This is a genomic window from Clostridium sp. AF32-12BH, from assembly GCF_003477935.1.
In the GTDB taxonomy this organism is placed as follows: Bacteria; Bacillota; Clostridia; order Lachnospirales; family Lachnospiraceae; genus Brotaphodocola.
The window spans coordinates 90,576-111,436 of the sequence record NZ_QUEH01000002.1; the positions used below are offsets into that span (position 1 = coordinate 90,576).

Annotated in this window: 20 protein-coding genes; all 20 read left to right on the forward strand. The window is 47.7% G+C overall.

The window, feature by feature from the left end:
* The first annotated feature begins 266 nt into the window (after positions 1-266).
* The 20 genes from DWZ40_RS01910 to DWZ40_RS02005 all read left to right on the forward strand — a co-directional run bounded on the left by DWZ40_RS01910 (position 267) and on the right by DWZ40_RS02005 (position 20,789).
* Positions 267-1,496, forward strand: coding sequence for a transglutaminase-like domain-containing protein (locus DWZ40_RS01910; protein ID WP_118540460.1), 1,230 nt, complete (start codon positions 267-269; stop codon positions 1,494-1,496).
* A 23-nt stretch (positions 1,497-1,519) separates the two neighbouring features.
* Positions 1,520-2,002 (forward strand): S-ribosylhomocysteine lyase, encoded by a 483-nt coding sequence (locus tag DWZ40_RS01915; protein WP_118540461.1) that lies wholly within the window; start codon positions 1,520-1,522, stop codon positions 2,000-2,002.
* Between the two features lie 17 nt (positions 2,003-2,019).
* Positions 2,020-3,747 (forward strand): bifunctional diguanylate cyclase/phosphodiesterase, encoded by a 1,728-nt coding sequence (locus tag DWZ40_RS01920; protein WP_118540462.1) that lies wholly within the window; start codon positions 2,020-2,022, stop codon positions 3,745-3,747.
* A 44-nt stretch (positions 3,748-3,791) separates the two neighbouring features.
* Complete coding sequence (locus tag DWZ40_RS01925) at positions 3,792-4,313, forward strand: sigma-70 domain-containing protein (RefSeq protein WP_118540463.1); 522 nt, start codon at positions 3,792-3,794, stop codon at positions 4,311-4,313.
* Between the two features lie 164 nt (positions 4,314-4,477).
* Entirely contained in the window at positions 4,478-8,242 is a 3,765-nt protein-coding gene (locus DWZ40_RS01930) for a phosphoribosylformylglycinamidine synthase (protein WP_118540464.1), read from the forward strand.
* Between the two features lie 158 nt (positions 8,243-8,400).
* Positions 8,401-9,720 (forward strand): aspartate kinase, encoded by a 1,320-nt coding sequence (locus tag DWZ40_RS01935; protein ID WP_118540465.1) that lies wholly within the window; start codon positions 8,401-8,403, stop codon positions 9,718-9,720.
* Positions 9,721-9,869: 149 nt separating this feature from the next.
* Positions 9,870-12,068 (forward strand): M28 family peptidase, encoded by a 2,199-nt coding sequence (locus tag DWZ40_RS01940; RefSeq protein WP_118540466.1) that lies wholly within the window; start codon positions 9,870-9,872, stop codon positions 12,066-12,068.
* 3 nt (positions 12,069-12,071) lie between these two features.
* Positions 12,072-13,307 (forward strand): NAD(P)/FAD-dependent oxidoreductase, encoded by a 1,236-nt coding sequence (locus tag DWZ40_RS01945; RefSeq protein WP_118540467.1) that lies wholly within the window; start codon positions 12,072-12,074, stop codon positions 13,305-13,307.
* A 104-nt stretch (positions 13,308-13,411) separates the two neighbouring features.
* Positions 13,412-14,116, forward strand: coding sequence for a (d)CMP kinase (gene cmk / locus DWZ40_RS01950; RefSeq protein ID WP_118540468.1), 705 nt, complete (start codon positions 13,412-13,414; stop codon positions 14,114-14,116).
* Positions 14,101-14,952 (forward strand): 4-hydroxy-3-methylbut-2-enyl diphosphate reductase, encoded by an 852-nt coding sequence (gene ispH, locus DWZ40_RS01955; RefSeq protein ID WP_118540469.1) that lies wholly within the window; start codon positions 14,101-14,103, stop codon positions 14,950-14,952. The genes cmk and ispH overlap by 16 nt, the downstream gene beginning before the upstream one ends.
* Positions 14,933-16,015, forward strand: coding sequence for a 30S ribosomal protein S1 (rpsA, locus tag DWZ40_RS01960; RefSeq protein ID WP_118540470.1), 1,083 nt, complete (start codon positions 14,933-14,935; stop codon positions 16,013-16,015). Before ispH ends, rpsA begins: the two co-directional genes overlap by 20 nt.
* 145 nt (positions 16,016-16,160) lie before the next feature.
* Positions 16,161-16,559: an AEC family transporter gene (locus DWZ40_RS01965; RefSeq protein ID WP_118540471.1), complete on the forward strand. Its 399-nt coding sequence runs from the start codon at positions 16,161-16,163 to the stop codon at positions 16,557-16,559.
* 40 nt (positions 16,560-16,599) lie between these two features.
* Complete coding sequence (locus DWZ40_RS01970; protein WP_118540472.1) at positions 16,600-17,139, forward strand: nitroreductase family protein; 540 nt, start codon at positions 16,600-16,602, stop codon at positions 17,137-17,139.
* 116 nt (positions 17,140-17,255) lie between these two features.
* Entirely contained in the window at positions 17,256-17,549 is a 294-nt protein-coding gene (locus DWZ40_RS01975) for a hypothetical protein (RefSeq protein WP_182431591.1), read from the forward strand.
* 4 nt (positions 17,550-17,553) lie between these two features.
* A complete protein-coding gene (gltS, locus tag DWZ40_RS01980) occupies positions 17,554-18,762 on the forward strand; it encodes a sodium/glutamate symporter (protein ID WP_118540473.1) in 1,209 nt (402 codons plus the stop codon).
* Positions 18,763-18,818: 56 nt separating this feature from the next.
* Entirely contained in the window at positions 18,819-19,019 is a 201-nt protein-coding gene (locus tag DWZ40_RS01985; RefSeq protein ID WP_118540474.1) for a hypothetical protein, read from the forward strand.
* A gap of 254 nt (positions 19,020-19,273) precedes the next feature.
* A complete protein-coding gene (locus tag DWZ40_RS01990) occupies positions 19,274-19,594 on the forward strand; it encodes a PadR family transcriptional regulator (protein ID WP_118540475.1) in 321 nt (106 codons plus the stop codon).
* Positions 19,591-20,433, forward strand: coding sequence for a DUF1700 domain-containing protein (locus tag DWZ40_RS01995; RefSeq protein ID WP_182430449.1), 843 nt, complete (start codon positions 19,591-19,593; stop codon positions 20,431-20,433). The genes DWZ40_RS01990 and DWZ40_RS01995 overlap by 4 nt, the downstream gene beginning before the upstream one ends.
* Positions 20,417-20,602 (forward strand): hypothetical protein, encoded by a 186-nt coding sequence (locus DWZ40_RS02000; RefSeq protein WP_118540477.1) that lies wholly within the window; start codon positions 20,417-20,419, stop codon positions 20,600-20,602. Before DWZ40_RS01995 ends, DWZ40_RS02000 begins: the two co-directional genes overlap by 17 nt.
* Positions 20,589-20,789: a PspC domain-containing protein gene (locus DWZ40_RS02005; RefSeq protein WP_118540478.1), complete on the forward strand. Its 201-nt coding sequence runs from the start codon at positions 20,589-20,591 to the stop codon at positions 20,787-20,789. Before DWZ40_RS02000 ends, DWZ40_RS02005 begins: the two co-directional genes overlap by 14 nt.
* The last annotated feature ends 72 nt before the right edge of the window (positions 20,790-20,861 follow it).

The following is a 20,861-nucleotide window of genomic DNA, read 5'->3' on the forward strand; positions in this document are numbered from 1 at the left end:
GTGATATAATGTGAGCGGTTGCTCTATAAATAATCACACACCGTTCCGTGGTGAGCAGCAGGCAACAATCATCATCGGTAGCGCATTTACAGACCTTACCCCGGTAGCCAGACTTATCAAGAAAGGCGAGAGAGATTGATTCGAATTCTAAGATGATTGGCTGACGTCAAATTATAAGATTGGAAATAATGCGAAATGTCGTATCAAAATATTATGAATGCTCCATTATTTGATTTCGGAGATATTAAGAAAATTCTTCAAAAAATATGGTCACTGCGAAACTGGATACGGGATACCGTTCTAAAGGGCTGTTTGGAATCTGGAAATATGATTTTACAGAGCGTTCGGCCGATGTTCCGGGCGAGCTTTTCCAGCTGGACAGCTGGGTTTACCAGCCGGAAAGTGAACAGCAGGAAGCATATTTGACTGGGGAAAGCGTTTACCGCGATTTCGTGTATGAAAATTATCTGGACATTAGTCCGCAGCTGAAGGCAGAAATGGAGCGTTTATTTGCTCCGGACGGCGGACTGGATAAAATTTCTGCTTCCCGGACAGAAGGAAAAACTGGGATCTATGGCATGACACAGGCAGTCCGGAGTATGATGGAGCGCAGCTTTTTCTATAAAAAGGAGCCGGAACTGGCACAAAGCGGAGATCCTCTGACGCAATTCCTGCGCGGGAACCAGTATGGTAATTCTGCTTATTATGCTTCTGCCGGTGTATTGGCAATGCGGAGTCTGGGAGTTCCTGCCCGCTATGCAGAAGGTTATTATGCAGACCCGGATAACATTGCACAGTCAAGAAACGGACAGATTCTTTTGACCAGCCAGGATGCGCATGCCTGGACAGAAATATATATGGATGGAATGGGATGGATTCCGGTTGATTTTACGCCGGGTTTTTATTACAATACATATGCACTTCTTCGCATGGCACAGCTTCCGCAGAATGTCAGGAAGACTGCAGCCTTGCAGGATGAAGGGGAAGAAGCAGAAAATGTTGCGGGAAATACACCGCAGATCAAACAACAGGATCAGCTTTCGGAGCAGGTCCGGGCCATGTATGTTAACGTGGTAACCGGGGTCTTACTTCTGGTTTTGTTTTTGTTCCTGCTCTTTATAGTGGTTTTGGAAGCAGGACACCTGTTTTATGAAGAAAAGATCCGCAAGATGGTAAGACAGGAGGAAAAACGCAGCATGGAATATCTCTGCAGGCAGATATCCGGAAATCTCAGCGTTTTAGGTATTGAAGTAAGATTAGGGTGGAATGCAGCTGAGACAGACCAGAGTATCTGTAACTGCATGCCGGATATAGAACCTGGTATTTACCAGAGGGTTAACTATGTATTGGAGAAATATGTTTATGGGACCGGACATCTTGAGCCGGAGGAATTCCGGCTTCTGGGTGCCTTTCTCATTGCAATACGGGAAAGCCGGAAGCTGACGGGGATACGGAAACGTTTCCTGAGCCGTTATATTGTATTTATCCGGGGATAAAACGCATAAGGAGAATCATTACCATGGAAAAAATCACAAGCTTTACGATCAATCATTTAAAATTACTGCCAGGCATTTATGTGTCCAGAAAAGATAAAGCGGGAGACAGTGTTATCACCACGTTCGATATCCGTATGACCAGACCAAATTTTGAACCGGTTATGAACACCGCGGAGATTCATACCATCGAACATCTGGCAGCAACATTTTTGCGCAACCATGATGGCATCAAAGACCGTGTGATCTATTTTGGACCGATGGGCTGCCGCACCGGTTTTTACCTGCTTCTTGCAGGCGATTACCAGTCTCGTGACATCGTTCCGCTTATGAGGGAATTGTTCAGTTTTATCCGTGATTTTGAAGGAGAAGTACCGGGGGCAAGTGCCAGAGACTGCGGCAACTATCTGGATATGAACCTTTCGATGGCGAAATGGCTTGCAGACCGTTTCTTACGTGAAGTTATGGACAACATTGACGACAGCAGACTGATTTACCCGGAAGACTAGGAGAAGACATTAAACGAATGAGAAGAATAATACGCGGAGTACCAAAGAAAATCCTGGAATATGTGATCCAGCTTTTCAGCCCGACGATGGATGATTATCTTTATGTCATGGATCTGAAGGAAGATTATTACATGATATCGCCTCAGGCGATGGAGCGTTTTTTATTGCCGGCCGACCACTTTTATCATGCAAAAAAAATGCATGAGCAGTTTGTGTATACAGATGATCTTCCAGCGTTGTGGGCCGATATGGAACTGAGCTACAAAGGCGAACACGATTCCCACGATATGGATTACCGCTGGCTGGACTGTCAGGGGCATCCGGTGTGGATCAATTGCAGGGGAATCTTACTGCGCGATCCAGATGGCTCCGCAAAATACCTGGTCGGCTGTATCAATGAGATTGGGAAAAAGCAGAAAGCGGACAATGTCAGCGGTCTGATGGGAGAGGTAGGGCTCTGGCATTATGCAATGGATTGTGCCGAGATTCTTCCAGACGGATTTGTGATGCGGCTTGGAATCGATGATCTGGGCGGTGTGAACGGAACCCTGGGCATGAATTACGGAGATTTTCTTTTGAAAGAGACTGCCAACTGCATCCAGAAAGTGATAGAACCGGAGCAAAAACTGTTCCGTCTGGTATCCGACCAGTTTATCATCACGGATCTGTCTGGAAAGAGTATTTCCGATGCCTGTCGTCTCTATGATAAAATCCGTTCTGAAATTAGCAGATGGGTGGAGGAACACCAGTATCAGACGGTATTTACGATATCTGCCGGGATCATTGATACCGATGGGCGCCATAACGATTACGACCAGCTGTTAAAATATCTGGAATTTTCTTTAAACGAAGCGAAACGTCTCGGAAAAAATGAAAGCTATGTATTTTGTCAGGCAGATTATGACGCATGGAGCCGCAGACAGGAACTTCGCAAACAGCTGCTGCATGCGATCAATCATGGCTATGAAGGCTTTGAGGTTTATTATCAGCCGGTCATGAGCAGAAAAGAACATGATCTTGTTTCTGCTGAGGCTCTGATGCGCTTTTTCGTTTCGGAAGAAGCGCAGACCGGTGAATCTGGAAGTGGGGAAATAACAGAAAAGAACACAAATGAAAATCGCCGCATGATCTCTCCAGCGGAGTTTATTCCGATTCTGGAAGAGAGCGGACTGATTATCCCGGTTGGCCGGTGGCTGCTTCACACTGCTGCAAAGGACTGCAAAGAGTGGCAGAAAGCACATCCGGGGATGCGTGTGCAAATTAATCTTTCGTATGTGCAGGTTGCAAAGACCAATGTCCTGCGTGAGATCTGGGAGACACTGGATGAAAATAAACTGGATCCGGAGTGCCTTGGTGTGGAACTGACTGAGAGCGGATATCTGGAGCCAGGTGCGCATTTCCAGAAAGTATGGCAGGGTTTAAAGGAGCTGGGAGTGAAGGTACTTCTGGATGATTTTGGAACCGGATATTCCAATTTTCACTGCCTGGGAGACCTGACGCCAAACTGTATTAAAATTGACCGTACGTTCACGCAGAAAGCACTGTCAGACTCTTATGAATATAATCTGCTGACACAGATGATCTGGATGTCCAAGCGACTGAACATTCATGTCTGCATTGAAGGAATTGAGACAAAAGAGGAACTGGAACGGATCGCAGTATTAAAACCAGATTATATCCAGGGTTACGTATTTGGAAAACCGATTTCAAAAGAACTATTTACAGAACAGTTTATCTGCAGATAAATATTAAGTTTATGATACATAGAAGATTGGAAGGAGAATTCACAATGCATGATGATGTCTATCAGCTGTATTTAGAGGAGATTGCAGCGATCCGCCCGATGGACGCAGAGGAGGAAACACAGCTTTTAACAAGATTCAAAGATGGTGATACCACCGTGCGCTCCCGTCTTATGGAAGGATATCTGCCGTTTCTTGCCGAGATCGCAAAGACCTATGAAAACCAGGGACTTCCGGTTGGTGATCTGGTCCAGGAGGCGAATGTGGCACTGATCATGGCAGTAGACCAGTATCAGGAAGGCGACTTAAAAGAGCAGGTTAAGAATCTTGCCGAGGAGATGATCAAGGCTGCCCTTGAGGAACAGGGAATTGAAGTCAAGGTGGAAGAAGAAATGCTGGCCCGTGTCAACGTGTTAAAAGAGGTGAGCAAGCGCATGGCGGAGGAACTGGGGCGTGAAGCTACCGTTACCGAACTTGCAGAAAAAATGAAGATGACAGAAGACGAGATCAAGGATATCATGAAGCTGACGCTGGATGCCATGAGTGTGAGTCCAGATGCGGAAGTGTAATCGGTTTTGATCGCAAATTAATAAGAATGAATAATAAATACCATAAGATATATTAATTTCATTTATAATATATCTTGTGGTATTATTTATTTAAATGAGATTTATCAGTCTCAATTATGAAACAGAACCATAAAACAGGAGAAATACATAACAGGAGGAATCACATGAGTGTAAGACGCGTGTATGTAGAGAAAAAACCGGAGTTTGCCGTTAAGGCGGGGGAGCTTCGCGAGGAGATCAGCAGTTATCTGAGCATAGATACCGTGACCGGAGTCCGTGTATTGATCCGCTACGATATTGAAAATCTGTCAGAGGAGACTTACAAACAGGCGCTTGTTAGCATCTTTTCCGAGCCGCCGGTTGATTTTGTATATGAAGAGGACTTCCCAAAAGAAGAGGGAGATACCGTATTTTCCGTAGAGTATCTGCCGGGACAGTTTGACCAGAGAGCCGATTCCGCAGAGCAGTGCGTAAAGCTGTTAAAAGAAACCGAGGAGCCAGTCATCAAGACTGCAATTACCTATGTGCTGTCTGGAAAACTGACTGACGAGCAGGCTGCTGCCATTAAGGCATTCTGCATCAACCCGGTCGATTCCCGTGAGGCAGGAAGCAAGAAGCCGGAGACCCTGGTAACCGTATTTGAGACACCGGCTGACGTGGCATCCTTTACCGGTTTTACCACCTTTGACAGCGCGAAGTTAAAAGAACTTTATGATTCCTTAAATCTGGCTATGACCTTCCGCGATTTTGAGCATATCCAGAATTATTATGCAGGGGAAGAGCACCGCGACCCGACCGTGACCGAGATCCGTGTGCTGGATACCTACTGGTCCGACCATTGCCGTCATACGACCTTCTCCACCGAGTTAAAGGATGTGACCATTACCGATGGCGATTACAAGGCACCGATCGAGGCAACTTACCAGAATTACCTTGCAGACCGCGCGGTGATCTACAAGGGACGTGACGACAAGTTCGTCTGTCTCATGGACCTGGCACTGCTTGCCATGAAAAAACTCCGCGCAGAGGGCAAACTGGAAGATCTGGAAGTTTCTGACGAGATCAATGCCTGCAGCATTGTCGTTCCGGTTGAGATTGACGGTGTGACGGAGGAGTGGCTGGTAAACTTCAAGAATGAAACCCATAACCACCCGACCGAGATCGAGCCGTTTGGTGGTGCTGCAACCTGCCTTGGCGGCGCAATCCGTGACCCGCTTTCCGGACGTACCTATGTATACCAGGCCATGCGTGTGACCGGTGCAGCTGACCCGACCCGTCCATTGTCTGAAACTTTAAAGGGCAAGCTGCCGCAGAGAAAACTGGTTAACGGCGCTGCAAATGGCTATAGCTCTTACGGCAACCAGATTGGTCTGGCTACCGGTTACGTCAAAGAAATCTATCATCCGAATTATGTGGCAAAACGTATGGAGATCGGTGCCGTTATGGGTGCTGCTCCGAGAAAATACGTAAAGCGTTTAAATTCCGACCCGGGCGATATCATCGTACTCCTTGGCGGACGTACCGGCCGTGATGGTATCGGCGGTGCTACCGGTTCCTCCAAGGTTCATACCGAAGCTTCCATCGAAGTCTGTGGTGCTGAGGTCCAGAAAGGTAATGCGCCGACTGAGCGCAAGATCCAGCGTATGTTCCGCCGTCCGGAAGTCAGCGAGATCATCAAAAAGTGCAATGACTTCGGCGCAGGTGGTGTTTCCGTAGCAATCGGTGAGCTGGCAGCAGGCCTTCAGATCGATCTGGACAAGGTTCCGAAAAAATATGCCGGTCTGGATGGCACCGAGATCGCGATCTCTGAGTCTCAGGAGCGTATGGCGGTTGTGCTTGACCCGGCAGATGTTGACAAATTCTTAGGCTTTGCAGCGGAGGAAAACCTGGAGGCAATTCCGGTTGCAGTTGTGACCGAAGAGCCGCGTCTGGTGATGAACTGGAGAGGAAAGACCATTGTGGATGTAAGCCGTGCATTCCTCGATACCAACGGTGCGCACCAGGAGGCAAAGGTTGTTCTGGAAACTCCGATCAAAGAGGGCAATCCGTTTGAAAAGAAAGAAGTAGCAGATGTGAAAGCTACCTGGCTGAACGTCCTGTCTGACTTAAATGTATGTTCCCAGAAGGGCCTGGTAGAGCGTTTTGACGGTTCTATCGGCGCTGGCAGTGTCTTTATGCCGTATGGCGGTAAATACCAGCTGACCGAAACCCAGACCATGGTAGCGAAGCTTCCGGTCCTGAAAGGCAAGACCGATACCGTGACCATGATGAGCTACGGCTATGACCCGTATCTGTCCAGCTGGAGCCCGTACCACGGTGCTATCTACGCTGTGCTGTCTTCCGTTGCAAAGATCGTGGCAAGCGGCGGTGACTTTAAGAAGATCCGCTTTACCTTCCAGGAGTACTTTAAGCGCATGACCGAGGATCCGACCCGCTGGGGCGCACCGTTCGCAGCCCTGCTTGGTGCTTACAATGCACAGCTTGGCTTTGGACTTCCGTCTATCGGCGGTAAGGACAGCATGTCCGGTACCTTCAACGATGAGAAGCACGGCGAGATCAACGTTCCGCCGACCCTGGTTTCCTTTGCAGTGGATGTAGACCATTATCCGAACATCATCACACCGGAATTTAAGAAGCCGGGCAGCAAGATCGTCGTATTCAACATTGAGAAAGATCAGTATGACCTTCCGGATTACGCACAGATCATGGATGGCTACGAGAAACTGAATACCGATATCAAGGCAGGCCGCATCCTTTCCGCTTATGCAGTGGAGGGACATGGACTGGCAGAGGCAGTCAGCAAGATGGCATTCGGCAATAAGCTTGGCGTGAAGATCGAGCACAACGTAGACCCGAGAGATTTCTTCGCAGTAGGCTGGGGCAACATCGTCTGTGAAGTTCCAGACGGAAAAGTGGGCGATCTTTCTATCCGTTACACCGTGATCGGTGAAGTGACTGACAAGGCTGCTTTTGAGTACGGACCGGTATCCATCTCCATGGACGAGGCATTAGGCTCCTGGACCAAGACCTTAGAGAGCGTATTCCCGACCACCTCCGGCGTGAAGCAGACCGAGGTGAAGTCTGAACTGTTTAAGGCAGACAAGATCTACGTATGCAGCCACAAACTGGCCCAGCCGACCGTATTTATTCCGGTATTCCCGGGCACCAACTGTGAGTACGACAGCACCAAAGCCTTTGAGCGTGCCGGTGCAAAGGTTGTAACCAAGGTATTTAAAAACTTAAGCGCAGAAGATATCCGCGATTCTGTAGAAGCTTATAAGAACGAGATCGCAAAGGCACAGATCGTGATGTTCCCGGGCGGTTTCTCCGCAGGCGATGAGCCGGAGGGCAGTGCGAAGTTCTTTGCAACCGTATTCCGCAACGCAGTCATCAAGGAAGAGATCGAAAAGCTGTTAAATGAGCGTGACGGCCTGATGCTTGGTATCTGCAACGGCTTCCAGGCACTCATCAAGCTGGGTCTGGTTCCGGAGGGACGCGTCTGCGAGCAGACCGCTGCTTCCCCGACCCTGGCGATGAATACCATCGGACGTCATATTTCCAAGATGGTCTACACCAAGGTTGTTACGAACAAGTCTCCGTGGCTGGCTGGCGCAGAGCTTGGCGGTGTATACTGCAACCCGGCATCCCACGGCGAGGGACGTTTCGTTGCAAATGACGAGTGGCTGAAGAAGCTTGCCGCAAACGGCCAGATCGCAACCCAGTATGTCGATGAGAACGGCAATGCGACCATGGATGAGTTCTGGAACCCGAACGGCTCCTACATGGCGATCGAGGGTATCACCAGCCCGGATGGACGAATCCTGGGCAAGATGGCGCACTCTGAGCGCCGCGGTGAGGCTGTTGCCATGAACATCTACGGAGAGCAGGATATGAAGATCTTCGAGAGTGGCGTGAAGTATTTCAAATAAGATTTTAATTTCTGGTATCATATCTTGAATTTGGGGCTGCCGCATGAGTTGCGGCAGCTCCTTTTTCGTCAGGTATTGACAGAAACTACGATTTCAAGTATAGTTTGGAGTAACTGCCCTGGAAGGATCCGGGAGCAATATGAGGAGAGACAGACGATATGAAGAAGGTTGTGAAATTTGGCGGCAGTTCTCTGGCGAGTGCCCGCCAGTTTAAGAAAGTCGGAGATATCATCCGTGCAGACAAGACAAGAAGATTTGTGATCCCGTCCGCACCGGGTAAGAGAAACAGCAAGGATACCAAGGTTACGGATATGCTGTACGAGTGCTACGCGGCAGCATCCACCGGAGCATCTTATAAAAAGATCCTGGATGCGATCAAGGCTCGCTACCAGGAGATCATTGACGGTCTGGAGTTAAACTTAAATCTGGACCATGAATTTGCTACCATCGAGGAAAACTTTGTAAAGGGCATCGGCAAGGATTATGCTGCATCCCGCGGTGAGTACTTAAACGGTATCGTTATGGCAAATTACTTAGGCTACGAGTTCATCGACGCTGCAGAAGTCATTTTCTTTGATGAGCATGGAAACTTTGAGGCAGAGCTGACCAACCAGGAGCTTTCCGAGCGTCTGGAGCATGTAGAGAGAGCGGTTATCCCGGGCTTTTACGGTTCTAAGCATGACGGAAGCATCAAAACCTTCTCCCGCGGCGGTTCCGATGTGACCGGTTCCATCGTTGCACGTGCCATCCACGCAGACTTATATGAGAACTGGACCGATGTATCCGGTTTCCTTGTAACAGATCCTCGTATCGTGGAGAATCCGGAGGTCATCGAGACCATTACCTATAAAGAGCTTCGTGAGCTGGCTTACATGGGCGCAGGCGTACTCCATGAGGACGCGATCTTCCCGGTAAGAAAAGAAGGAATCCCGATCAATATCCGCAACACCAACCGTCCGGAGGACAAGGGCACTCTCATCGTAGAGAGCACCTGCAGAAAGCCGCGCTATACCATCACCGGTATCGCAGGAAGAAAGGGCTTTTGCGCGATCAACATCGAAAAAGCCATGATGAATGCCGAAGTAGGGTTTGGGAGGAAAGTTCTTGGTGTATTCGAGAAGTACGGCATCTCCTTTGAGCATATGCCGTCAGGGATCGACACCATGACCATTATGGTACACCAGGACGAATTTGAAGAGTATGAGCAGTCTGTGATCGCCGGCATCCACCGCGCAGTTGAGCCGGATGTGGTCGATCTGGAGTCTGACCTGGCTCTTATCGCTGTAGTTGGAAGAGGCATGAAGGGCACCCGCGGCACAGTCGGAAGAATCTTCTCCGCACTGGCACATGCCCGCATCAATGTCAAGATGATCGACCAGGGCTCCAGTGAACTCAACATCATCATTGGGGTAAAAAATTCCGATTTCGAGACTGCCATCAAGGCAATTTACGATATCTTTATCACCGCAGCAATTTAAATAACAGGATCTGGTTTTTACTGTTTCCTGTTTTGTGAAAAGAGGGAATCCTGCATCGGCTGTTGCCGTTGTGAGGTTCCCTCTTTCGTTGCCGGATAAAATGTGCTATACTGGATTTCGATTAGAAAACGGCGAAAGGAAACCATCTCATGAACAGAAGAAACTGCAGACATATCAGCAGACACGCTTTTGGTGCACATTCGGCATCCTATGCAAAGAAAGCCTTCGTCCTGGCTGCGGTTGCATTCTTATCCGGCTGTGCAGGTCCATCCACAAAAGTACTGCCAAAACGGCAGGGGGGAACCATACAGGAAGTGCCGGAAGAGATACCAGTCGTGGAAGAAGTCAATTCTTTTTATCTTCAGGAATCCCTTGGAATTCTTTCGACTTCCCCCCGAATGGCAGGCAGCCGTGAGGAAGACACCGCTGCCCGCTATATCCAGAGACTTTTGAAAGATTATGGATATCAGGTAAACAGACAGCGTTTCCGCGAAAAGACCGAACACGAAGAAATTCTTGGAACGAATGTGATTGCGACTCGTCCAGCCGAAGACCCCGATGCAGACATTTTATTGATCTGCACCTGGCATGATTCTGCTCCGGGCAGCCCGGGTGCAGGAAACAATGCATCTGGTGTTTCTGTATTTCTGGAAACGGCCCGCATTCTTTCCGGTCTTCCAACCGATACGGAAGTGCGCTTTGTCAGTTTATCGGCTCATGAAAACGATGCGCTTGGTGCCAGGATTTATACAAGAAGTCTGAGCAAACGGGAAAAAGAACGACTGATCGGTGCCATTACCATCGGACCTTGCGGGGCTCTTGATACGGAAGAAACCGTACTTGCAACCCAGGACGGAAAGGGCACTATGCTTGGGGATTTGCTGAGTGATTCTTCATCAGAGATTACCGGAATACGTTTTCACAATATCCAAAAAGCCGGTTTAGAAAATGGAATTTTCGCGTCCTGCTTTATCCCTGCCGTGCAGATCGGACAAAAAGAGGACAGCTTTGATTTTGGAACACCTCTGGATACGGTAGATACAGTGGATGCGGAGTGTCTTTCCGAGCTGGTTGACACCATTTGCCATACGGTATCGAAAATTATGAATCCGGATACCCCGTCCATGCGGGCAAAAGCACACTACGAAAATAACTGGAATACCTTTGTCTATCAACAGGAACCACGCAGGAGAATTCCTTTTGGAAGCACTCCGGGAAGGCTGCAGGCGCTTTTGGGAATTCCGGGAAAGCTTGCTGTCGTAAACCGGGATTCAAAGAACCATCCGATTGAACGGTATCGGTTCCATGCAAAATGGTTTGAGGTGGAAGAACCCCTCATTACAGACTATTATTTTACCGATGAACAGCTTGATCTGGTGAGTCTTCTCCCGGAAAATCAGGAACAAAGCAGCATGCAGATACAGTCACAGATCACCAGTGTTTATGGAGAACCGGAAAAGAAGATTTCCGGTCCGTATGGGCTGGACTGCATCTGGCGTGATCCGGTGGCTGGAGAGCAGATCGAACTGATTCCGGGGAAGGAATCTTTTGAAGTGGAGATCCGCAGCTACACGCCAGAGAAAACCATACTCGCACGTTATGATGCCGCGGGAAATGCAGAAGAAAAAACGGAGAATTTTGAGGCGGAATATGGCTATCTGACACAGCTTTGCAGCGTGATTTTTCAGCCAGAATCAGAAGAGGCATTGCCCGCACCTTCTCAGGATGCAATACTGGGAAGACTTCTGCCAAAAGCAGAACTCCTCTATGAAACGGATGGAGCCGGGGGCGACCATGTTCTTACAGAAAGGCTCAAACAGACTGCTGACGTTTCCACGAAAGCAGGAAAGACGCATTCTGGTCAGAAAACATCTAGAAATGATTCCCAAGGGGAACAGGACAGACTTTATGCAGATACCAGCTGGCAGGTGACCATTGACCCGGAAAACTATCCGCAGCAGGATGGAGAACTTGCAGACCGCAGTACTTCCCTGAAAAGTCTGATGCGCACCTACGGGATCCTTTTAAAAGAAACGGATCCGGAACTTTACGCAAACGGATACGGGGAATTACTGGGCGAGAAGCAGGCAATGCAGCAATCCGAGGACGCATCCCTGGTGTCCCCAAAGTCTGCACTGCAGGCAGAGTCCGCACAGGGCATGAATCAGACCGTATCCGTTTCTCTGCCGGAATTTGAGGATGCGTTTGCTTTGTACGTGCTGGCAGACGATACTTCGGACAGTCCCGGAGCATTTCAGGAATGTGTCCGCTACTTTAACCAGTTTGAAGAACTGAATACATACCGCAGTGCCGTGAGAAACTATCTTGGCCTGCAGATGGAGGAATAAGTTATGAGTCAGGTAATCATCATCGGCGGCGGTGCTGCTGGAATGATGGCAGCGATAGCCGCGGCAGGCGCAGGGCATAAGGTCTGCATTTATGAAAAAAATGAAAAACTTGGCAAGAAAGTCTATATTACCGGAAAGGGGCGCTGCAACATTACCAATGCCTGCGACACGGAAGAATTGTTTCAGAATGTGGTCCATAATGCCAAGTTCCTTTACAGCAGTTTTTATACGTTTACAAATACCGATATTATGGAGCTTTTGGAACGGTATGGCTGTCCGGTAAAGACAGAACGCGGAAACCGCGTGTTCCCGGTTTCTGACAAATCATCGGATGTGATCCATGCGCTGACGGTTTGTCTCAGGGACCTTGGAGTCATGGTAGAACTTCATGAAGAGGTGTCCGAGGTTCTCCATGAGAATGGTCACGTGACCGGAGTCCATTTAAAGCGTGGAAACCGGACGGTTTTGGCAGATGCCGTTATCGTTACCACCGGCGGTCTGTCTTACCCGTCTACCGGTTCTACCGGAGATGGTTACCGGTTTGCAAAGGAGCTTGGACACACCATCACGGACCTTTCGCCTGCTCTGGTGCCGTTTGAGGCAAAGGAACCGGTCTGCAAGGAACTGCAGGGCTTGTCCCTGCGCAATATTCATGCAGAGATCCGGAATGGGAAAAAAGTACTGTTTGAAGAGTTTGGTGAAATGCTGTTTACCCATTTTGGTGTCAGCGGACCGGTGCTTCTTTCTGCCAGCAGTTATGTGGCAGCTGCACTAAAGAAGGGAGAACTGGTCCTCTCCATCGATTTAAAACCGGCTCTTTCACAGGAGCAGCTGGATGCCCGCATCCTGCGCGACTTTGAAGAGGCAAAAAATAAACAGTATAAGAATTCCTTAAACCATCTGCTCCCGGCGAAGCTGATCCCGGTCATCATCGAGCGGAGCGGAATTTCTCCGGAGAAAAAGGTCAATGAGATCACACGGGAGGAACGGCATAGCCTTGTCTGTGCGATCAAGGATTTCTGCATTACGCTGGTTGGACTGCGGGATTACAAAGAAGCGATCATCACACAGGGCGGCGTATCCGTGCGGGAAATCAATCCGTCTACCATGGAGTCAAAAAAGATGGCAGGGCTGTATTTTGCAGGGGAAGTACTGGATCTGGATGCCGTGACAGGCGGCTTCAATCTCCAGATTGCCTGGTCTACCGGTTATCTGGCCGGGATTTCCATCCCACAGTAGGAGCGTGTGACCGGAAAAAACGGATAGAAGTGCAGATCGAAAAGAAAAAACAGCATTGAAATGTAAAAAGAAAAACTGCTTCATGCAAGGAGACGATAAAAATTATGGAAAAACATGCATTCAACATTGCAATTGACGGTCCGGCAGGGGCCGGAAAGAGCACCATTGCGAAAATGGTAGCGAAAAAACTGAACTTTATCTATGTCGATACCGGTGCCATGTATCGTGCAATTGCGCTCTATCTGCTGCGAAGCGGCATCGACACCGCAGATGAAGCAAAGGTCAGTGAGGCAGTTAAAAACGCAGATATTACCATCCGTTACCAGGATGGCTCCCAGCAGGTCATCTTAAACGGAGAAGATGTATCCGGAAAAATCCGCACCGAGGAAGTCGGCAATACTGCGTCTGCCACGAGTGTATACCCGGCAGTACGTGCCCATCTTCTGGAACTGCAGAGAAGTCTGGCTGCAAGCCAGAATGTGATCATGGACGGACGCGATATCGGTACCTGCATTCTGCCGGATGCAGAAGCGAAGATTTATTTAACTGCAAGCAGCCGTGTCCGCGCCCTGCGCCGTTACAAAGAATTAACGGAAAAAGGAACCATGTGTAATCTGGAAGAAATTGAGCAAGATATCATAGAGAGAGACCATCGCGATATGACCCGCGAGATCGCACCATTAAAGCAGGCAGATGACGCGGTACTCCTTGACAGTTCGGAAATGACGATTGACGAGGTGGTACAGGCTATCATTGACACTGCGAAAGCCCACGGCCTTGAGGAGGACGTTTCATGGAAGTCATTGTAGCAAAAACAGCCGGATTCTGTTTTGGTGTCAGGCGTGCGGTGGATCAGGTTTATGAGCAGATTGAGAAAGCAGAAAAACCAGTATATACCTATGGTCCGATCATTCATAATGAGTTTGTGGTGAAGGATCTGGAAGAGAAAGGGGTAAAGGTCTTAAACACCAAAGAGGAGCTGGCTACACTTACGGACGGAATCGTTGTAATCCGTTCCCATGGTGTCGGAAAAGAAATCTATGACCTGTTAAATGCACACCATATCACGGTTGTGGATGCCACCTGCCCGTTTGTAAAAAAGATTCACCGGATCGTGGAACAGCAGACGGCAGAAGGGCGCCGCGTGATCATTATCGGAAACCCGGATCATCCAGAAGTCCAGGGCATCCGCGGGTGGGGAAATGATACGACACGGGTGGTGGAAAATGCAGACCAGATCGAGCATTTATCTGTCTCAAAAGAAGAAAAACTGTGTATCGTATCCCAAACGACATTTAATTACAAGAAATTTCAAGATTTAGTTGAAAAATTTGAGAAAAAGGGTTATGATATACTTGTTTTAAATACGATTTGCAATGCAACACAGGAGAGACAAGTGGAAGCTAGACGTATTGCTTCTGAAGTGGACGCTATGATTGTCATAGGCGGCAAACACAGCTCCAACACACAGAAACTCTACGAGATATGCCAAAAGGAATGTAAGAATACTTACTTTATCCAGTCACTCGGCGATTTCAACCCTGAATGTGTGAATTCTGTGCGCAGCGTAGGTATTACAGCGGGGGCATCCACCCCGAATCAAATTATTGAGGAGGTTCATACTAATGTCAGAATTAAGTTTTGAACAAATGTTGGAGGAATCATTAAAAACAATACGTACGGGAGAGATCGTCACTGGTAAAGTCATCGATGTGAAAGAGGACGAGATCGTCCTGAACATTGGATACAAATCCGATGGTATCATCCCGAGAAGTGAGTACACCAACGAAGCAAACGTAGATCTCAGAACCGAGGTTCAGGTTGGCGACGAGATGGAAGCAAAAGTTGTAAAGGTAAACGATGGCGAAGGTCAGGTTGCACTGTCCTACAAGAGACTGGCTGCAGACAAGGGCAACAAGAGACTGGAAGAAGCTTTCGAGAATCACGAGGTTCTTACCGCAAAGGTTGCACAGGTACTGGACGGCGGCTTAAGCGTTGTAGTTGACGAGGCAAGAGTCTTCATTCCGGCTAGCCTGGTATCTGACACTTACGAGAAAGATTTAAGCAAGTATGCAGGTCAGGATATCGATTTCGTGATCACCGAGTTCAACCCGAAGAGAAGAAGAGTCATCGGCGACAGAAAGCAGCTTATGGTTGCAAAGAAGGCTGAAATGCAGAAAGAACTCTTCGAGCGCATCCACGCTGGCGATACCGTAGAGGGTACTGTAAAGAATGTTACCGATTTCGGTGCATTCGTAGACCTGGGCGGCGCTGACGGTCTGCTTCATATTTCCGAGATGTCCTGGGGCCGTGTTGAGAATCCGAAGAAGGTATTCAAGACTGGTGACCACGTAAAGGCTCTCATCAAAGATATCAATGGCGAGAAGATTGCTTTAAGCTTAAAGTTCCCGGAGCAGAATCCGTGGGCAAACGCAGCTGAGAAGTACGCTGTAGGCAACGTAGTAACCGGTCGTGTTGCACGTATGACCGACTTCGGTGCATTCGTTGAGTTAGAGCCAGGCGTAGACGCTCTGCTTCACGTATCTCAGATTTCCAGAGATCACGTTGACAAACCGGCTGACGCTCTGACCATCGGTCAGGAGATCGAGGCTAAGGTTGTTGATTTCAATGGCGAAGACAGAAAGATCAGCTTAAGCATGAAAGCTCTGCAGGCTCCGGCTGAGGAGAATGAGGCAGACGCTGAGTAATCTCGGTATACTTTTTAAACATTCAGGAGACCTGTAACAGCAGGTCTCCTTTTTTGAAGCGCACATCAAATCTACAGGAAAACGGAGAAAACAGTATGGAATTGCAGGGATTGCTGAATTTACAGCTTATGATGTTTGCATTGTTATGATGCTGAGCGGATTCCGCTTTCCTGAATTTATCCAGCATTCCATACAAAGTTTAGGCAATTGTACGACAGCAATTTCCATGCTGGTTATTGGCATGATTCTTGCAGATGCCGGAGCCCATCACTTGTTCACCCGCATGACAATACTCTTTTCGGGAGTGCGTCTGATATTGATTCCGGCTGTTGTTGCAGCTGGGTGTTATCTTTTCCACATTCACGGGATCGCAGCCGGAATTTCGGTGGTCTTAGCTGCAATGCCGGCAGGAACTTCTACGGCAATTCTTGCAGCCAAATATCATGGAGATGAAGCGTTTGCAACGCAGTGTGTTGTTGTGACGACACTACTGTCAATGCTGATGCTGCCGCTTTGGTGCGTGATCTTAAACGGGACGCTATAAGATTCAATACGAACAGAATAATGAGAAGGAGGATATGACGATGGAATTTGAAAAACTAATGGAAGAACGGAGAAGCATACGTAAGTATGACAGCAGCAGACGTGCCACAAAGGAGCAAATCACAGCCATGGTCCAGGCTGCTATTCAGGCACCGTCCTGGAAAAACAGTCAGACATCCAGATATTACTGTATTTTAGATGAACTGCAGTGCAAAAAATTTTCGGAAAGCTGTCTGCCACAGTTTAATCAGAATAATTCCAGTGGTGCATCTTATATTGTGACCACGTTCGTAAAGGACCGGGTCGGCTTCGATAAAGAGACCGGCGCAGCCATAAATGAGTGTGGAAATGGCTGGGGCTATTATGACCTGGGACTCCAGAACGAAAACCTTATCTTAAAAGCAAGGGAACTCGGTCTGGATACTTTGATCATGGGTATCCGGGATGGAGAGAAAATCTGGGAAATGCTGCAGATTCCGGAAAATGAGCAGGTGGTATCTGTCATAGCGGTCGGTTACCGCGCATTGAATCCGGAAAAGCCAAAGCGTAAGACGCCGGATGATATTTTGAAATTTGTGTAACATTACGAACAATTTTTTGTGATGTTAGATTCAGAAAGCTGAATCTTACGGCTGAATATGAAATAAAAAACAGCTGAGCATGTATGCACAGAAAACCCGGAGGAAAAAGCTGGATTATGAATATAGCAGAAATATTGGATGAGATCAAGAAACTTGCCGGGCAAGATGTCGAATTAAAAGAAAAAATTTTGAAAACCCGGTTAGAAGCGGATCCGCTTTCTGCCTTTTGTAGATTATGCAGGGAACTTGGATTCCAGATTTATGAAATGGATTTGGCCTGTGCCGGAGAATCTTTTTATGCAGAGATCAAACGCAGTACGAATGGCGGTGGTGAGAATTCGCCCCTGTTAAAGGGCGAAGACGACTTTTATGAGATGTTCTTCGCAGATTTGGAACAGGAGGAAAACTAGTTTTATGATCATTGAACTTGATATGTACCAGACGATTGCGACCGCTGTGGTCGCATTGATGCTGGGAAAATTTTTGCGGAGACGGTGTGCGATCCTGGAGCGGTTCTGTATTCCGGCCCCGGTCATCGGCGGCGTAATATTTGCAGTGCTTACCTGTATTTGTTACGTTCTTGGAATTGCAGAATTTTCTTTCGATGATACGCTCAAAGAAGTATGCATGGTATTTTTCTTTACGTCAGTTGGATTTCAGGCGAATTTAAAGGTGTTAAGAAGCGGTGGAAAAGCTCTGATCGTATTTCTGGCGCTGGTCGTTGCACTGATTTTGTCCCAGAACTTCCTGGCAACCGGCCTGGCAAAGCTTTTACGCATTCCGACGCTGGTTGGACTTTGCACCGGATCCATTCCGATGGTAGGTGGACATGGAACAGCAGGTGCCTTTGGACCTGTTTTGGAAAGCATGGGAAGCGAAGGTGCTACCACGGTCTGCACAGCGGCAGCGACTTTTGGACTGATTGCTGGCAGTGTCATGGGCGGTCCGATCGGAAAACGACTGATCGAAAAGTATGATCTTTTGAAAACCATTGTTCCGGAAGATGACAGCCTTCTGATCGAGGAAGAAAACCTTCTGATCGAAGAGGAAAAGAAACATGAACGTCATACCACGATGTATCCGTCCGCGGTATTCCAGCTGATCATCGCCATAGGACTTGGGACGCTTGTGTCAGACCTTTTGTCTCTGACAGGACTTACCTTTCCGATCTATATCGGTGCCATGATCGCGGCGGCGATTATCCGCAATATCGGAGAATACAGCGGAAAGTACACAACCCATATGGGTGAGATCAATGACATCGGAGGTATCTGTCTGTCCCTGTTTTTAGGAATTGCCATGATTACTTTAAAACTATGGCAGCTGGCAGATCTGGCACTTCCGCTTCTCATCCTTTTGCTTGGTCAGGTTGTTTTGATGTTTGTATATGCGCGTTTTGTCGTGTTCAACGTGATGGGACGCGACTACGATGCGGCGGTGATCAGTTCCGGTGTATGTGGATTTGGTATGGGCGCTACACCGAATGCCATGGCGAATATGCAGGTTGTCTGCGAAAAGTATGAGCCTTCCGTAAAGGCATACCTTTTGATTCCGTTAGTTGGAAGCCTGTTTGCAGACTTTTTAAATACCCTTTCAATTACATTCTTTATTAACTTTTTATAAGAGCAGGCCAGGCGGGGGGATGATTCTGGCTATAACAGAATGCGGAGGAAAACTATATGTTTTGGAACAAAGAGAAGGATAAAAGACACGAGCATGAGTATGAAATTTCCAGTGAGGATCTGGCATTCCCGGAAATCCACATTGGAAAGCGGAAGAAAGAGCATCACGAGGAACATGTGTCAGAAGACCATGAGTCCATTACTTACGATGAAGTAGCAATTCCGGAGGTTCATATTCCGATGAGAAAGAAGAAATAAAACAGGAAGTTCTTGTTGGGCTATAGGAAAAAAATTAAAAATGAATGAAAGAAGGACAGCTTTGGCAGAATATGTCGAGGCTGTCCTTCTTTCGAAGTTGTATTTGTTACTGTCTGTATTCATTTTTATGACAAGTTTCTTTTATACTATTGACATGTACTATTATATGATGTATATTATTCTCACAAACAATATTATATATGATATAATATTATGAATTTTAAATTAATGAGACGACAGAAAGGTGGAGTACGATGGTTTTTAATACAGGATCCGCGTTGCTGGATGCAATCGTCTTATCGGTTGTTTCCAGGGATGTGAACGGGACCTATGGGTACCGTATAACCCAGGAAGTACGGGAAGTACTCGATATTTCAGAATCTACGTTATATCCGGTACTCAGACGGCTCTTAAAAGATGAATGTCTGGAGACTTACGACAAGGCCATCGACGGGAGAAACCGCAGGTATTACCGGATTACGGAAAGCGGGAGATTGCAGCTGAATCTTTACCGCGGAGAATGGAATGTTTACGCGCAGAAAATTTCCGGAATACTGGAGGAGAAGAAATCATGAATAAAGCAGAGTTTATGGAACGACTGGAATATCTGCTTTCCGATATTCCGGAAGAGGAGCGGGAAGAGGCGATTGCATATTATCAGGATTATCTGGATGAGGCAGGAAAAGACCGGGAAGCAGATGTGCTAAGTGAATTTGGAAGCCCAGAGCGGATCGCATCCATCATCCGGAGTAATCTGAACGTCCATCTGGAAGATGGCGGTTCCTTTACAGAAACAGGATTTGAGGATGAGCGTTTCCGGGATCCGGGTTATCAGGTAGTAAAGCGAAAAGAACTGCCGGATGTCTATGAAGAAGCAGAAGACAGATCTGACGGGGATGAGTATGAAGGATTCGCGGACAGACGCCGGACAACCGGATTTGATGAGGATGTGTTTGAAGAATCTGATGGACACCGGACAAATAGAAAATCGAACAATGCGCGTTCAGAAAAAAATAAGAACCAGACACCGGTCATAAAACTGATTTTGTTCGGTATTTTAGCCCTGATCCTGCTACCGTGGCTTCTTGGCGTGGGAAGCGGAGTCGTGGCGGCGGCTGCGACACTGATTGCCCTGGTAGCTGCAGCGGTTCTTGGAATTGGCTTTTTAACTGTCGCAGCCGGGTTTGGCACCGTGATTCTTACGGTTGTGGGCGTTGGAATCCTGGTTTCCGATTTCTGGGGAGGTGTAACCGTTATTGGGTCTGCTGTTTTGGTGTTTGGCTGCGCACTGATCGGAGTGGCATTTTCCATAGTGACATATGGAAAATTTGTTCCATGGTGTATCCGCACAATTGTGAAGATCCTTTCGGGATTACTTCGAGGAGGGAAAAAGATTTATGCAAAGATGCGTTAAGTGGTTTTTACTGATTGGAGTCATATGCTGCCTTTTGGGGACCGGAATCGTAACAGCGGGACTGATGAATGGCGGAGCTCGGAATGCGAAGAGCTATGCGCGTCAGTCCTATGAGTATGCGCAGGAATTGGAAGAACATCTGGAGGATTCGGAGTATGGACATCAATAAAAAATTATATCGTTCCAATACGAACAAGCTAATATGCGGTGTGTGTGGTGGATTAGGAGAATATCTGGGCGTTGATCCGACGATTGTTCGTCTGGTATGTTTGTTGATTGCCTGCTCTGGAACGGGACTTCTGGCTTATATTATCGCTGCAGTCATCATACCGCAAAATCCAGATGATCTGGAGTAGAATAACTAAGATATTCAAATGTGAATAAGGATAGCAAAACAGGGCACACTTCTGAAAAAAGGAGTGTGCTTA

Bases quoted from the DNA above. Each gene is read 5' to 3' on its own strand.
- cmk (WP_118540468.1), top strand. From the start codon at position 13,412: ATGGAAAAACATGCATTCAACATTGCAATTGACGGTCCGGCAGGGGCC.
- rpsA (WP_118540470.1), top strand. From the start codon at position 14,933: ATGTCAGAATTAAGTTTTGAACAAATGTTGGAGGAATCATTAAAAACA.
- DWZ40_RS01925 (WP_118540463.1), top strand. From the start codon at position 3,792: ATGCATGATGATGTCTATCAGCTGTATTTAGAGGAGATTGCAGCGATC.
- DWZ40_RS02000 (WP_118540477.1), top strand. From the start codon at position 20,417: ATGCAAAGATGCGTTAAGTGGTTTTTACTGATTGGAGTCATATGCTGC.
- DWZ40_RS01945 (WP_118540467.1), top strand. From the start codon at position 12,072: ATGAGTCAGGTAATCATCATCGGCGGCGGTGCTGCTGGAATGATGGCA.
- DWZ40_RS01975 (WP_182431591.1), top strand. From the start codon at position 17,256: ATGAATATAGCAGAAATATTGGATGAGATCAAGAAACTTGCCGGGCAA.
- DWZ40_RS01915 (WP_118540461.1), top strand. From the start codon at position 1,520: ATGGAAAAAATCACAAGCTTTACGATCAATCATTTAAAATTACTGCCA.
- DWZ40_RS01910 (WP_118540460.1), top strand. From the start codon at position 267: ATGGTCACTGCGAAACTGGATACGGGATACCGTTCTAAAGGGCTGTTT.
- gltS (WP_118540473.1), top strand. From the start codon at position 17,554: ATGATCATTGAACTTGATATGTACCAGACGATTGCGACCGCTGTGGTC.
- DWZ40_RS01965 (WP_118540471.1), top strand. From the start codon at position 16,161: ATGATGCTGAGCGGATTCCGCTTTCCTGAATTTATCCAGCATTCCATA.
- DWZ40_RS01995 (WP_182430449.1), top strand. From the start codon at position 19,591: ATGAATAAAGCAGAGTTTATGGAACGACTGGAATATCTGCTTTCCGAT.
- DWZ40_RS01940 (WP_118540466.1), top strand. From the start codon at position 9,870: ATGAACAGAAGAAACTGCAGACATATCAGCAGACACGCTTTTGGTGCA.
- DWZ40_RS01970 (WP_118540472.1), top strand. From the start codon at position 16,600: ATGGAATTTGAAAAACTAATGGAAGAACGGAGAAGCATACGTAAGTAT.
- DWZ40_RS01930 (WP_118540464.1), top strand. From the start codon at position 4,478: ATGAGTGTAAGACGCGTGTATGTAGAGAAAAAACCGGAGTTTGCCGTT.
- DWZ40_RS01990 (WP_118540475.1), top strand. From the start codon at position 19,274: ATGGTTTTTAATACAGGATCCGCGTTGCTGGATGCAATCGTCTTATCG.
- DWZ40_RS01985 (WP_118540474.1), top strand. From the start codon at position 18,819: ATGTTTTGGAACAAAGAGAAGGATAAAAGACACGAGCATGAGTATGAA.
- DWZ40_RS02005 (WP_118540478.1), top strand. From the start codon at position 20,589: ATGGACATCAATAAAAAATTATATCGTTCCAATACGAACAAGCTAATA.
- DWZ40_RS01920 (WP_118540462.1), top strand. From the start codon at position 2,020: ATGAGAAGAATAATACGCGGAGTACCAAAGAAAATCCTGGAATATGTG.
- DWZ40_RS01935 (WP_118540465.1), top strand. From the start codon at position 8,401: ATGAAGAAGGTTGTGAAATTTGGCGGCAGTTCTCTGGCGAGTGCCCGC.
- ispH (WP_118540469.1), top strand. From the start codon at position 14,101: ATGGAAGTCATTGTAGCAAAAACAGCCGGATTCTGTTTTGGTGTCAGG.